Annotated in this window: 13 protein-coding genes; 10 read left to right on the top strand and 3 right to left on the bottom strand. The window is 38.7% G+C overall.

Features of this window, described 5'->3' with window-relative positions; genetic code table 11:
• Window positions 1-54 precede the first annotated feature (54 nt).
• From rplM to tsf, 4 genes are all read left to right on the top strand, one after another.
• Complete coding sequence (rplM, locus tag Q4597_RS05480; protein ID WP_215438535.1) at window positions 55-510, top strand: 50S ribosomal protein L13; 456 nt, start codon at window positions 55-57, stop codon at window positions 508-510.
• Entirely contained in the window at window positions 510-896 is a 387-nt protein-coding gene (gene rpsI / locus Q4597_RS05475; protein ID WP_215438536.1) for a 30S ribosomal protein S9, read from the top strand. Before rplM ends, rpsI begins: the two co-directional genes overlap by 1 nt.
• 254 nt (window positions 897-1150) lie before the next feature.
• Window positions 1151-2197: a 30S ribosomal protein S2 gene (rpsB, locus tag Q4597_RS05470; RefSeq protein WP_303405139.1), complete on the top strand. Its 1047-nt coding sequence runs from the start codon at window positions 1151-1153 to the stop codon at window positions 2195-2197.
• A 104-nt stretch (window positions 2198-2301) separates the two neighbouring features.
• Window positions 2302-3267 (top strand): translation elongation factor Ts, encoded by a 966-nt coding sequence (gene tsf / locus Q4597_RS05465; protein WP_215438538.1) that lies wholly within the window; start codon window positions 2302-2304, stop codon window positions 3265-3267.
• 197 nt (window positions 3268-3464) lie between these two features.
• Here tsf and Q4597_RS05460 read toward each other — a convergent pair whose 3' ends face one another.
• Window positions 3465-5336, bottom strand: a complete 1872-nt coding sequence (locus tag Q4597_RS05460; protein WP_303405137.1) for a peptidase M61 — start codon at window positions 5334-5336, stop codon at window positions 3465-3467.
• Window positions 5337-5515: 179 nt separating this feature from the next.
• On the opposite strand from Q4597_RS05460, the gene pyrH reads away from it, so the two are divergent.
• The 6 genes from pyrH to Q4597_RS05430 all read left to right on the top strand — a co-directional run bounded on the left by pyrH (window position 5516) and on the right by Q4597_RS05430 (window position 12975).
• A complete protein-coding gene (gene pyrH / locus Q4597_RS05455) occupies window positions 5516-6223 on the top strand; it encodes a UMP kinase (protein WP_215438540.1) in 708 nt (235 codons plus the stop codon).
• 42 nt (window positions 6224-6265) lie between these two features.
• Window positions 6266-6823 carry a ribosome recycling factor gene (gene frr / locus Q4597_RS05450; protein WP_215438541.1) on the top strand — a complete coding sequence of 186 codons (558 nt, stop codon included), beginning with the start codon at window positions 6266-6268 and terminating at the stop codon, window positions 6821-6823.
• A 136-nt stretch (window positions 6824-6959) separates the two neighbouring features.
• The gene (locus Q4597_RS05445) at window positions 6960-9356 is read left to right on the top strand and encodes an RND family transporter (protein ID WP_215912988.1); all 2397 of its coding nucleotides are present in this window, start codon (window positions 6960-6962) and stop codon (window positions 9354-9356) included.
• Window positions 9357-9433: 77 nt separating this feature from the next.
• Window positions 9434-10867: an asparagine--tRNA ligase gene (gene asnS / locus Q4597_RS05440; RefSeq protein WP_303405134.1), complete on the top strand. Its 1434-nt coding sequence runs from the start codon at window positions 9434-9436 to the stop codon at window positions 10865-10867.
• 42 nt (window positions 10868-10909) lie between these two features.
• Window positions 10910-12370 (top strand): RNA polymerase factor sigma-54, encoded by a 1461-nt coding sequence (gene rpoN / locus Q4597_RS05435; protein ID WP_215912989.1) that lies wholly within the window; start codon window positions 10910-10912, stop codon window positions 12368-12370.
• Window positions 12370-12975 (top strand): hypothetical protein, encoded by a 606-nt coding sequence (locus Q4597_RS05430; protein ID WP_215912990.1) that lies wholly within the window; start codon window positions 12370-12372, stop codon window positions 12973-12975. Before rpoN ends, Q4597_RS05430 begins: the two co-directional genes overlap by 1 nt.
• An 8-nt stretch (window positions 12976-12983) precedes the next feature.
• Here the strand turns inward: Q4597_RS05430 and Q4597_RS05425 are convergent, their stop codons facing one another.
• Together Q4597_RS05425 and Q4597_RS05420 are read right to left on the bottom strand one after the other, a co-directional pair.
• Window positions 12984-13673: a porin family protein gene (locus tag Q4597_RS05425; RefSeq protein WP_215912991.1), complete on the bottom strand. Its 690-nt coding sequence runs from the start codon at window positions 13671-13673 to the stop codon at window positions 12984-12986.
• Window positions 13674-13746: 73 nt separating this feature from the next.
• Complete coding sequence (locus Q4597_RS05420) at window positions 13747-14229, bottom strand: biopolymer transporter ExbD (RefSeq protein WP_215438547.1); 483 nt, start codon at window positions 14227-14229, stop codon at window positions 13747-13749.
• Window positions 14230-14246 lie beyond the last annotated feature (17 nt).

The following is a 14246-nucleotide window of genomic DNA, read 5'->3' as shown; positions in this document are numbered from 1 at the left end:
TACATTTGCAGCCCGTTTGACGGGATTGAAGTGTTTAATTAAAAAGTAACCGTAGTGGATACATTAAGTTATAAGACCGTTTCTGCCAATAAAACAACTGTGGACAAACAGTGGCTATTAGTTGATGCAGAAGGAGAGACTTTAGGCCGATTGGCTTCTAAAGTTGCCAAAATGCTTAGAGGAAAACATAAGCCAAGTTTCACCCCTCATGTTGATTGTGGTGATAACGTGATTGTTATCAATGCTGAGAAAATCAATTTAACAGGTAACAAATGGGACGATAAGACCTATTTGCGTTACACAGGTTATCCTGGTGGTCAGCGTTCTACATCTGTAAAAGAGCTTTTGGCCAAAAAACCTGAGCAAATTGTAGAAAAAGCGGTTAAAGGCATGCTTCCAAAGAACAGATTAGGTGCGGACCTTTTCAGAAACCTTAAGGTTTTTGTAGGTACAGCTCATAATCATGAAGCTCAAAAACCACAGGTTATCAACTTAAAAGAATTCAAGTAATGGAGACCATTCACAAAATCGGCAGAAGAAAAACAGCGGTTGCCCGTGTATACGTTTCAGCAGGTACAGGAAATATTACTGTAAACCAAAGAGACCTTAATGACTATTTTCCAACGGCAACTCTTCAGTACAAGGTTAAACAACCTTTTGCACTTACTGAAAACGAAGATGCTTACGATGTAAGTATTAATGTATACGGTGGCGGTATTACCGGTCAAGCAGAAGCTATACGTTTAGCCCTTTCTAGAGCTATGTGTGAAGTTGACGAAGAAAATAGACTAACTCTTAAACCAGAAGGTTTATTAACTCGTGACCCAAGAATGGTAGAACGTAAGAAATTTGGACAGAAGAAAGCTCGTAAGAAATTCCAGTTCTCTAAACGTTAATATTCAAGATTATTACGGTATCCATTTCACGATGGATACCTTTTTTTATATTTTTCTTTAATCAAAGTTCATTGAAAGTTCGCTTAAAGCGAATAAATTAAAAACTATTTTTCACAAGATAGTTATTCGGGAGACCCAAGAGCATCTCATGCTCAAAGGCACCGTTAGTTTAGCATCTAAATGCTCGAGGCTTGTCTATTTATAGACATACCACTCAGGCATTGCCTATTCAAAAGAACGTAAACTAAATTCAAATGGCGAAAGTCGAAGTAAAACAATTATTGGAAGCTGGTGTGCATTTTGGCCACCTTACACGAAAGTGGAACCCTAACATGGCGCCCTACATCTACATGGAGCGTAACGGGATTCACGTTATCAACCTTTACAAAACAGTTGCAAAATTAGATGAAGCCAACGAGGCTCTTCAAAAAATTGCTGCATCTGGACGAAAAATTCTTTTCGTTGCAACAAAAAAACAAGCAAAAGACATCGTTGCAGAGAAAGTAGCGAACGTAAACATGCCTTTCATCACAGAAAGATGGCCTGGTGGTATGTTGACCAATTTCGTTACCATTCGTAAAGCGGTAAAGAAAATGGCATCTATCGATCGTATGAAAAAAGACGGTACGTTCATGACATTATCTAAAAAGGAGCGTCTTCAAGTAGACCGTCTTCGTGCTAAACTAGAAAAGAACTTAGGTTCTATTTCTGACATGACACGTCTACCTGGTGCATTGTTCATTGTTGATACTATGCGTGAGCACATTGCCGTTAAGGAAGCTCAAAAATTGAACATTCCTATTTTTGCAATGGTTGATACAAACTCAGACCCAAGAGATGTTGATTATTTGATTCCATCTAACGATGATGCTTCAAAATCTATCGATATTATTATGACTCAAGTAACCAATGCAATCGCAGAAGGTCTTGCTGAGCGTAAATCTGAAAAACAATCAGGTAAAGAAGGTGCTGAAGAAACCAAAAAAGAGCAACCAAAGAAAGAAGTAGCAAAAGAAGCTCCTAAAGCAGAAGCTCCAGCCGCTACAGAATCTGTTGATCTTACAAAAATTGAAGGTGTAGGACCAAAAGCTGCCGAAGCTTTGGTAAACGCCGGTTTTGACTCTTACTCTAAATTAGCCGAAGGTGACCCTGAAAAAATCAAGGAAATCCTTACAGAGGCTAGCTCTAGAATGGCCCACCTTGACCCAACTTCATGGCCAAAGCAAGCTCAAATGGCTGCTGAGGGTAAATGGGACGAGCTTAAAGAATGGCAAGACAGTGTTAAAGGAGGCGTAGAATAAGTTCTGCCACCTTATTGCAAACAATAATAATAACATAACATTTGCTTTAAGATAGAGCTGAAATTACACTCTATCTTAGAGCAAATTGAAAAATAGCACAGAAAATGGCAAAAATTACAGCCGCAGAAGTAAACAAATTAAGAAAAGCAACTGGCGCAGGAATGATGGACTGCAAAAACGCTTTGGTTGAAGCTGATGGAGATTTTGACAAGGCAATTGACGTTCTTCGTAAGAAAGGTCAAAAAGTAGCCGCAAAAAGAGCCGACAGAGAATCATCGGAAGGTGCTGCTGTTTCCAAATTGAATGCAGATCAAACCGCTGGTGTAGCAATCGTTCTAGGTTGTGAAACTGATTTTGTTGGAAAAAACGAAAACTTCCTAGCTTTAGCAAACCAACTTGCGGAAATAGCTTTAAACTATGACTCTAAAGAAGCTCTTTTAGATGCGGATTTTGGAGGAATGAGCGTTGCCGATAAATTAGTTGAGCAAACAGGAGTTATTGGTGAAAAGCTAGAGATCACTGCTTTTGAAAAACTAGAAGCTCCTTACGTTGGAACATATGTTCACATTAACAAGATTGCTGCTTTAGTTGGCCTATCCGCCAAAGTAGAGTCTGCTGACGTGTTGGCAAAAGACCTTTCTATGCAAGTTGCTTCAATGGGAGCTACTACATTATCTTACAAAGATTTTGACCCTGCATTTGTTGCAGCAGAAACAGAAGCTAGAATTGCCGTTATAGAAAAGGACAATGAAGAATTAGGCCGTTTAGGTAAAACCCTTAAAAACGTTCCTCAGTTCATTTCAATGTCTCAATTAACTGATGAAGTTATAGCCAAAGCAGAAGAAGATGCTAAAGCTCAACTTAAAGCTGAAGGCAAACCAGAGCAAATTTGGGATAAAATCCTTCCGGGTAAAATGGAAAGATTTGTTTCGGATAACACTACTTTAGATCAAGAACAATGTTTATTAGACCAAAATTTCATTAAAGATGAAAAAATAAGCGTTGCAAAGTATGTTGAATCTTACGGAGATGTTCATGTTACAGGCTTTAAGCGTGCAACAGTAGGATAAATCAGAGATTAAACCTTATATAAAACCCGGTCTAACAAATGATGTTAGACCGGGTTTCTTTTTTTTCCTAATCTATTTCTCTTGTACACGAACAAAAGTTACAGACAACTTCCCATCAATTACAAAGTCCGTTTTAAAACAAAAAGAGCGCTACTGAGAAAGTAGCGCTCTTTATTTATACTTATTGAAAAACCACCTTATTTCCCTTTCATCCAAATCTCCCTTAGCTTAACGGCATCTGCACTAGCATCTGCAATTGGAGTTATCGTTTCAATACTCAAAGTTGGATTACCAACCTTACCTTCTAACTCAAGTTCCTCTTCTCCTCGTTTAACCGTCATTTTAATCTCAGTATCCGGAGACCACGCAAAACTCTGTCCTATAATAGACCTTATAGACGCTAAAGTAACCGGGGTACCGTTAATACTCTTTATAACATCACCTCCCTGAGCCTGCAAACCATTAAAGAAGCTATTTAACTGTATTCCTTTTCGTATAAAAACTACATTTTCATCGCCTTGCTCAACATCAATAAAAGGATTATCCCCATCTAAAAAATATCCAGTCTCCTGCTCAACCAAAGCGGTTTTTAACCCAACTTTTTTCAAGTAATCGTTGTAATTAATCGGGGTATTACCAATAACATGGGTATCAAAAAAAACACGGATTTCAGGATAGGTCATAGCTACAATTTCATCTATAAGCTCATCATCTTTAAACGGCGTGTTGTTACCATACTTCTTAGTTAACTCCTTCATCAACCATAACACACCTTTCTCTCCATTACTAAGCTCCCTCAATTGAATATCTAACGCCATGTTAATCAAAGTACCCTTTTCATAAACATTCGCATAGTTCTTTTCATAAGGCTCTACCAGAATGTTCTTACTCATTTCGGTAAAAGACATATCATCATCATAAGCTTTTGCATTATTTATCTTACCCATCATACGCTCATAGAAATCCGCCTCATCAATAAGCCCTTGTTGAATCTGAAAAAGATTGGCGAAGTATTCCGTGGTTCCCTCGTACATCCATAAATGCTGAGACATTTTAGGGTCGTTGAAGTCAAAATATTGCACCTCTTCGGAGTGCACATTTAACGGTGTAACGATGTGAAAAAACTCGTGAGAAACCACATCTACCATTGCCTGCTCCAATCTATCCTTTGTCATTGCTTCAGGCAAAACAACCACCGTAGAGGTATGGTGCTCCAATGCCCCAAAACCGGAAGCATCATCAGCTTCCATAGTTGACAAATACAATAGGATGTTATAAATTTTGGTTCCATTGATCTCTCCCAAAAATGTCTTCTGGGCTCCCATCATTTTCTCCATACGATCTCTTAGGCTCAATGCAGAATAAATTCCGCTTGGAGAGTAAACACTTAATGTAACCGTTATACCATTTATCTCAAAAGTCTCCGTATTTGGTTTGGCATAAAGAATAGGGTTGTCAATTACATCAAAATACCTATCCGCCGTAAAAACATCAACGTTTGCAACTGGAGACTCCAGTTTCTTGGGAGTTAAAGACGTTGTAGCCTGCAGTGCTTCTGGCCTTGAAATAGACAATTCATAAGGCACCTCCTTAAGTCCACCAAAATAACCAACAAAACCGTGTAGGTTGAGCATAAAGGTTTTACCCGCTATAATATTTGTTCCGGAAGGAGAAAAAACCTTATCCTTTACCTCCCCTTCCGTATCGTAGGTGTCATTTACATAATACGTAACTTTATCCAAGTTTCTTCCGTTGGAAATCGTCCATGTGTTATCATCCTTTTTAGAGAAAGCCAGCTCCTTTCCATCGTAATCCAAAGCCTTGAAGCCTTCAATATATTGGCCATAATTATCCGTACTGTAGGTACCAGGAACGGTTTTTGGTATAAAAAAAGACACTTCATCTGTGGTGAAAGCACCAGCATCTACCGTAACAGCAACTTTATCATCAACCACGTTCTTTAAATCCAAAACCGCCAAAACCGGAGTCTTATCCGCAGTAAGCAGATTCTTTGTTGCCCCACAACCGGCCAATAATATAGTTACGGCCAGTAAACTTAATTTTCTCATCGTATATATTTTAACACTCATATGTAAGTAATACCCCTATTTTTAGAGGATTACAAGGATATAAAATTTACTAGAATCCTGCACCATTATTAGGAAATAATTAAGCTTCGCTTTATCTACCACTTCAAAAACCAACCCTAAGATTTTTTGATTATTTTTGCCTCAACGAAATACTAGCCATGCAATACAAAAGAATTCTCTTAAAACTTAGCGGTGAAGCCCTAATGGGTGAAAAGCAATACGGAATAGACTCTAAACGTCTAGCCGAATATGCAGAAGAAATTAAAGAAGTAGCACAGAAAGGTGTAGAAATTGCCATAGTAATTGGTGGAGGAAACATTTTTAGAGGACTTACTGGAGCCGCAACCGGGATGGATCGGGTACAAGGCGACCATATGGGCATGCTAGCTACAGTTATAAACGGGCTTGCACTGCAAAGTGCCTTAGAAATGCAGGGCGTACAAACGCGACTACAATCTGCCATTCAAATTAACGAAGTGGCCGAGCCTTTTATCAGAAGACGTGCCATGCGCCACTTAGAAAAGGGCCGCGTAGTAATTTTTGGAGGCGGAACGGGAAACCCTTATTTCACAACTGACTCCGCTGCCGTTTTGCGTGCTATAGAAATTGAGGCTGATGTAATTCTAAAAGGTACCCGTGTAGACGGCATCTATACATCTGACCCTGAAAAAGACAAAAACGCAACCAAGTTTGACACCATCTCTTTTGCAGACGTACTTTTAAAAGGCCTCAAAGTAATGGACACCACTGCGTTTACGTTAAGCCAAGAGAACGAACTGCCTATTGTAGTTTTTGACATGAACAAAAAGGGCAACCTAATTAAATTAGTAGAAGGCGAAAATATTGGTACTGTTGTAAATCTTTAGCCTTAATTTAGTTTTATTTGCCGCTTATATTATATTTGAATTATGAATGAAGATATACAGTTTATACTAGACTCCGCCAAGGAAAGTATGGATGCTGCCATGAGGCATTTGGAAAAAGAGTTTATGAAGATACGAGCTGGTAAGGCAAGTCCGGCCATGCTTTCTTCCGTAATGGTAGAATACTATGGTTCTCAGACACCACTTTCTCAAGTAGCTAACATAAATACTCCCGATGGACGTACTATTTCTGTGCAACCTTGGGAAAAGAATATGTTACAGGAAATTGAAAAAGCCATTATGAACTCCAACCTAGGCTTCAACCCTATGAACAATGGCGACTTTGTAATCATTAATGTACCGCCATTAACCGAGGAACGAAGAATTCAATTAACAAAACAGGCCAAAGCCGAAGCGGAAGATGCTAAAGTAGGTATCCGTAGCGCTCGCCAAGATGCCAATAAGGAAATTCGTGATTTGAGCGATGTTTCCGAAGACTTACAGAAAAATGCAGAAGTTGATGTTCAGGCACTTACAGACAAGTACATAAAAAAGGTAGATGCGTTTTTAGTCGTAAAAGAAGCGGAAATTATGAAGGTTTAACCTCCCAGTTTCCAATAGAATTAAAAAAGCAGCCTTACTGGCTGCTTTTTTAATTTAGCCCCATACGTTAATTAAATATTACATTTTAGGAACAGACCTAATCATTCTATACCTTTGCGCTCGGAAAAATCGAACGATGGCAGCCAAACTTAAACAAGGTTTTTGGGAGAAGACAGCAAGTATAATTCTCCGAAATCGTATTTTGATACTTATTTTAATCGTTGCATTTACGGTTTTCTTGGGTATGCAATGGAAGAATATGCGCTTCAGCAACACTCAGGCAAACCTTCTTCCGGATGACCACCCTGTTAACTTGGAGTATCGTGATTTCCTTAAACAGTTTGGTGAAGAAGGCAACGCCATAGTTTTTGCCATTCACGATTCTACCCTCTTTACCCCTACCAATATTAACAGATGGAACAAATTCAGCAAACAGCTTGCTGCATTTCCCGAGATAGATTTTGTACTCTCCTTAGATAACCTTCAAGAACTAAAAAAGGACAACGAAAATCAAAAGTTTGTTCTTGAGCCGCTCATTAGCTCCAAGGTTAAGACCAAAAAAGAAATAGATAGTATAAAAAACCACCTGTTTAACGACCTACCTTTCTATGACAATTTACTCTTTAACAAAGAGAGCGGTACTGTCAGAACCATAGCAAACTTAGACGGGGATATTGTAAATACGAGCGTCCGAAAAGATTTTATCCTTGAAGACCTTAACCACCTGATAGAAAACTTTGAATCTGAGACCGGACTGGATGTTCGTGTTTCAGGTATGCCCTATATTAGGACCATGAACTCCCAAAACATCATAGATGAAATTGGGAAATTTATCCTTGCCGCCCTAGGTGTCACCTCACTGATCTTCTTTTTCTTCTTTAGAAGTTTCCGGGCAACTTTCATTTCTATGTGCGTGGTTATAATTGGGGTAATGTGGGCCTTTGGTATTTTAGGCCTTTTACAGTATGAGATAACGGTTCTTACCGCTTTAATCCCACCGCTGATTATCGTTATAGGTATACCTAACTGTATCTTCTTAATCAATAAATATCAGCAAGAAGTCAAAAAACACGGTAACCAAGCCTTATCATTGCAGCGCGTTATATCCAAGATCGGTAACGCCACTTTAATGACCAATATGACCACTGCATCCGGTTTTGCAACGTTCATTATAACGGACAGTAAGTTGCTTAAGGAATTTGGTATTGTAGCATCCATTAACATCATTGGTATTTTTATATTATCGCTACTCATCATCCCCATTATTTACAGCTTTTTATCGCTTCCTAAAACAAGGCACCTAAAACACCTTAACAAGCGCTGGATAGATGCTTTTGTAAATTGGATGGAACGCATTGTTAGGGAACGTAGAATTGCGGTTTACATCGTTTCTTTGATTCTTCTTATTACCAGTATAATTGGAATTTATCAAATTGAAATTTCGGGAAGCCCCATAGAGGACATGCCCAAAAACGCTCAATTTTTTAAGGATATTCGTTTTTTTGAAAAGGAGTTTGACGGTATCATGCCCGTTGAAATCGTTGTGGATACCAAAAGGCCAAAAGGAGTTTTAAAACCGGCCAACCTAAAACGCATAGACCAATTAAGTGAGGTAATTACTGAAATCCCGGAACTTTCAAAGCCCATTTCGGTAGTAAATTTGGTCAAATATTCAAAACAGGCCTTTTACAATGGCATTCCAAAATATTATCAGTTACCTACTTCACAGGAGAACAACTTTATAATGAAAGTTGCCCAAAATTCCGACGGAAATGGGAACCTATTAAAAAACTTTGTGGACAGCACAGGGCAAACCGCTCGTATCACCACCTTTATGCAAGACGTAAAAACGGACCGCATGGAGCAAATTGAAGAAAGACTAAACGAGAATATCAACAAATTTTTCCCTGCAGACCGCTATAACGTTTATATGACGGGAAGCGCATTGCTATTCTTAAAAGGCACAAAATACCTCGTAAAAAACCTAATTCTATCCCTGGCATTCGCGATTTTCTTGATTGCCCTATTTATGGCCTATCTTTTTAGGTCATTCCGGATGATTGTTATTTCACTCATTCCCAACTTACTACCGTTGGTCGTGACCGCTGGTATTATGGGTTTTGTAGGTGTACCCATCAAACCTTCTACCATACTGGTATTTAGCATTGCTTTTGGTATTTCCGTAGATGACACCATTCACTTCTTGGCCAAATACAGGCAAGAGCTGATAGCCAATAGATGGCAGATTAAAAAATCCGTATACGCGGCCTTACGCGAAACTGGAGTAAGTATGTTCTATACATCCATCGTACTTTTCTTTGGGTTTTCGGTTTTTATCATTTCAAATTTTGGTGGAACCGTAGCTTTGGGCGCCTTAGTTTCTGCCACGTTAATGTTCGCTATGTTAGCTAACCTTATCCTCCTTCCTTCCCTATTATTGTCTCTGGAGAGGAATATTGCGAGTAAAAAAATCTTGAAAAAGCCCCAAATAGACATTCTTCCGCAAGGCGAAGACGATGTTACTAAAAATTGAGGTTGATTTAAACCGTTAGAAGTATTGATTCTTTTCTCAAAAACTTATCTTTGCGCTTCAATTTTCAAGTGACTTAGATGAACTCGTATAGCGTAAAAGAACTACTTTCAGAAAACCTCTTACTACAAGAAGTAACTATAAACGGATGGGTAAAAGCATTCCGAAGCAATCGCTTTATAGCCCTGAACGATGGGTCTACCATTAACAACCTGCAATGTGTTGTAGATTTTGAATCGTTTGACGAGAGCGTCTTAAAACAAATTAACACCGGAGCAGCTGTAAAGATTACGGGTACTTTGGTGGAAAGTCAAGGAAAAGGCCAGAAAGTTGAAATTCAGGTAAGCGACCTAACCGTTCTTGGTGCCGCAGACCCGGAAACCTATCCTATTCAACCTAAAAAGCACTCATTGGAGTTTTTGAGGGAGAAAGCACATTTGCGCATACGTACCAATACATTTGCTGCCATAATGAGGGTTCGTTCTACATTGTCTTTTGCCATTCACCAGTATTTTCAGCAGAACGGATTCAACTATTTTCATGCGCCTATCATAACAGGTTCGGATGCCGAAGGTGCGGGAGAAATGTTCAAAGTAACAACTCTAGATGGCAAGAAACCACCATTGACCGAAGATGGCGAAATCAACTATAAAGAGGATTTCTTTGGAAAGGAAACCAATTTAACGGTTTCCGGACAACTTGAAGCGGAAACGTATGCCATGGCATTGGGCAAGGTATATACTTTTGGCCCCACTTTTCGCGCAGAGAACAGTAACACATCTAGGCATTTGGCGGAATTTTGGATGATAGAGCCGGAAATGGCTTTCTTTGACCTTAACGACAACATGGATCTTGCCGAAGATTTTATAAAAAACGTTATTAAATACGTTTTGGAAAACTGCCAAGATGACCTTGAATTTTTGGAAAAACGTCTTTTAGACGAAGAGAAAACCAAACCACAGGCAGAACGAAGTGAAATGCCGCTGATTGAAAAGTTGAAATTTGTATCGGAGAACAGCTTCAAACGTGTAAGCTATACCGAAGCCATAGATATTCTGAGAAACAGTAAACCCAATAAGAAGAAAAAATTCCAATACCCTATAAACGAATGGGGTGCCGATCTACAAAGTGAGCATGAACGTTTCTTGGTAGAGAAACACTTTAAGTGCCCGGTTATCTTATTTGATTATCCTGCCAAAATAAAAGCCTTTTACATGCGCTTAAACGAAGATGGCAAGACCGTACGCGCCATGGATATACTTTTCCCTGGTATTGGCGAAATTGTAGGTGGTTCTCAACGTGAAGAGCGCCTAGACGTCCTAAAAGAAAAAATGGCCGCTCTAGGGATAGATGAGGAAGAACTATGGTGGTATCTAGACCTTAGAAAGTTTGGTAGTGCCGTTCATAGTGGTTTTGGTCTTGGATTTGAGCGTTTGGTACTTTTTGCTACGGGCATGGGTAATATTCGTGATGTAATTCCTTTTCCACGAACTCCCCAAAATGCAGAATTTTAGTTAGAAATAGTTATCTTAGAAGGCAAGCTATATTAGTCCTAAATGCTAAAACAACACTTACAGTTTAAATTATCGCAGAAGCTATCTCCTCAGCAGATACAGCTAATGAAGTTGATTCAGTTGCCTACTCAGGCTTTTGAACAGCGGCTAAAGCAAGAGCTAGAGGAAAATCCTGCATTGGAAAGCGGCAAGGAAGATTTAGACGCAATGGACGATGAGTTTGCGGACACTTACGAAAATGAAGATTCGGATAGTGAAATTATTTCTGCGGAAGACATCAATATTGATGACTACTTAAGTGATGATGAAATACCAGACTACCGAACCAAAGCCAACAACTATAGCTCGGACGACGAAGAAAAAAACGTTCCCTACGCGGCGGGCACTTCATTCAATCAATATTTACTAAATCAACTTAACACGGTTTACTTAAATGATGAAGAATGGAGTATTGCCGAATTTTTAGTTGGGAGTGTAGATGAAAGTGGCTACATCCGTAGACCGATAGCCGATATTACGGACGACCTAGCTTTCACTCAGAATATTTATACAGACGAAGAGACAATTGAAAGGGTTTTAAAATTAGTTCAAAAACTAGACCCTCCGGGCGTTGCGGCCCGTTCGCTTGAAGAATGCCTCATCATTCAACTAAAACGAAAAGAAACTACTCCCAGTGTTGAACTCGCCATCACTATTCTTGAGAAGTCTTTTGAGCAGTTCACCAAAAAGCATTATAAAAAGCTTATTCAGAAGTACAATATTTCTGAAGAACAACTTAGAGATGCTATTTCCGAAATTGAGAAACTAAACCCAAAACCTGGGGGCTCTTATTCCGGAAACAATAGGATGATAGAGCATGTCGTCCCCGATTTTTCCATTCGCATTGTTGATGGGGAACTAGAACTTACCCTAAACGGCAGAAATGCACCGGAGCTACATGTTTCTAGGGAATACAACAACATGCTTAAAGGCTATAAAGACGCCAAGAAAAAATCAAAATCGCAAAAAGATACCGTCCTATTCATTAAGCAAAAATTAGACGCGGCCAAATGGTTTATAGATGCCATTAGACAACGGCAACAGACGCTTTTCATTACCATGAACTCTATCATGCACTACCAATCCGAGTACTTTCTTACCGGAGACGAGCGCAACCTTCGCCCAATGATACTAAAGGATATTGCAGATGAAATAGAAATGGATGTATCTACCGTATCCCGAGTTGCGAACAGCAAGTACGTTGATACCCCTTACGGCACCAAATTGATTAAAGAGTTTTTCTCAGAGTCAATGAAAAACGACCAAGGTGAGGATGTTTCTACCAAGGAAATCAAGAAAATTCTTGAAACGGTTATTGGCGAAGAATCCAAGAAAAAACCCCTTACAGACGACAAATTAGCAGCGATATTAAAAGAAAAAGGCTACCCTATAGCCCGTAGAACGGTTGCCAAATATAGAGAGCAGCTAGACATTCCTGTAGCACGATTGCGCAAACAAATTTAATGAAGGTTTTCTTAAAGGCTATATCCTACGTTTTTCACCCATTGTTCATTCCTGTAGCAGGAACTTTAGCCTACTTTCTAATTACGCCAAAATATAGCCCTATAGCCATTCAAAGTGCGAATGTCTTACCCATATTTATCTTAACGGTAATCATTCCTATAATCGTCTATTTTATACTTAAGAATTTAGGTTTGGTAACGAGTATTTTTATGTCATCTGCCAGGGAGCGTAGATACCCAATATACATTCACATTACTTTACTGCTATTCGTGGTTTACAAGGTTATTCCCAACACCAATATTGCTGAATTACACTTTTACTTTGTTGGACTCATAATCGCGTCTCTAACCACCCTAATTACGTTATTTTTTAAATTAAAAATAAGTATGCACCTCATGGGTATGGGGAGCTTGGTTATGTTTCTAACGGCACTAAGCATTCACTTTGAGGTAAACATAACCTTAGGGCTGAGCATATTTACATTGCTAACGGGACTGGTAGCTACTTCCAGACTATATCTCAAGGCACACACAAGAGCAGAGATAATACTAGGATTTTTAGTTGGCTTTCTTTCGCAGCTAATGATTATACGCTTCTGGCTTTAAACTTTGGTCTATAATATGTAGAAAATAAGCCCTATTCTAAGTGGCTTGGTATTTAAGCTCTCGTTTCCCACTACCACATTATCGTTAAAAACACCGGTTAAGGAATAATAGGCATGCAAGTTGAAGGTATTATACCCAAAGTTTAAGGTAAGTCCATATTGAAAGTCACGAATATCTTCATTATAAAAAGATATTTTACCAGTATCCACAGGCACTAACTTGGACCTTCCCCCAAAAACATATCCAAATTTCATCCCAGCATACAACCTCCAAAACTTATACTCAGAGGCTGTAGAGTTTCTCCAACGCACCTCAAAAGGCACCTCCAACATATGAGTTTCAATTTTATTACGCTTAAAGTCATTATCACTCTCAAGTATGCTATACAAAATTCCTGAAGCTGTTTCCTCTGCTTTAAGATTGGAATAATACGAATATACCCCGTAACCAAAACCAAGCCCTAATGCGGTAGTACGGCTATGATTTAAAGGGATATCCTTTATAAAACCCGCCTGTAAACCATAAGACAGGTTTCGCTGACTTACACCTTCTGGCTGATTCAAAAGAAAGTTATAGGTTATACCAATGTAAAATTGATCTTCAAAATATCTAGAATCAACGACTGTTGAATCTCCTACCACTTGACCATACATGCCAAAGCAGCACATAAAAAACAGAATAACAACATAACGAATCATAACTCAAAATTAAGCAAATAAAAAGCGCCTCAGAAAAAATTCTGAGGCGCTTGTCATATAAGTTTAAGAAATACTACTGCAAGTTATTAAAAGCATCTCCATCGTAAGTTGTATAGTTAACTTTCAATGCATTTACCTCTCTTAACTGTTGTTTAATATCAGATATTAAACCCATGTTAGCATTCTTATCTACTTTTAAAGCCGTTGTCAAAACATTTTGAAGTTCCTGTGGCTTCTTTGCTCTTTCTTGTAGAATATAATCACCTACATCAGAAGGAGAAGAAAACTTGTCGTTCAATTGAATTCTAGCTTCCTTTCCAAATTGAGCTACATACTGAGACGTTGGCTCACCTACGTAAATATATATTACCCGGTCCTTCTTTTCCAATTTCTTGGTCTCACTAGCGTTAGGCAAAGTATTCTCTACTTTCAATGTGTTATCTTTCATAACCGTTACGGTCATAAAAAAGAATAAAAGCATAAATACAATATCAGGTAACGCAGCAGTATTTACCGCTGGTAAACCTCCGTCCTTTTTCTTTTTAAACTTTGACATATATTATTCTTTTATAC

The sequence above is a fragment of the Zobellia sp. 1_MG-2023 genome, assembly GCF_030549125.1.
Taxonomy (GTDB): domain Bacteria; phylum Bacteroidota; class Bacteroidia; order Flavobacteriales; family Flavobacteriaceae; genus Zobellia; species Zobellia russellii.
Note: the sequence above shows the minus strand (reverse complement) of the source record. Positions and strands in the feature narration are given on the sequence as shown.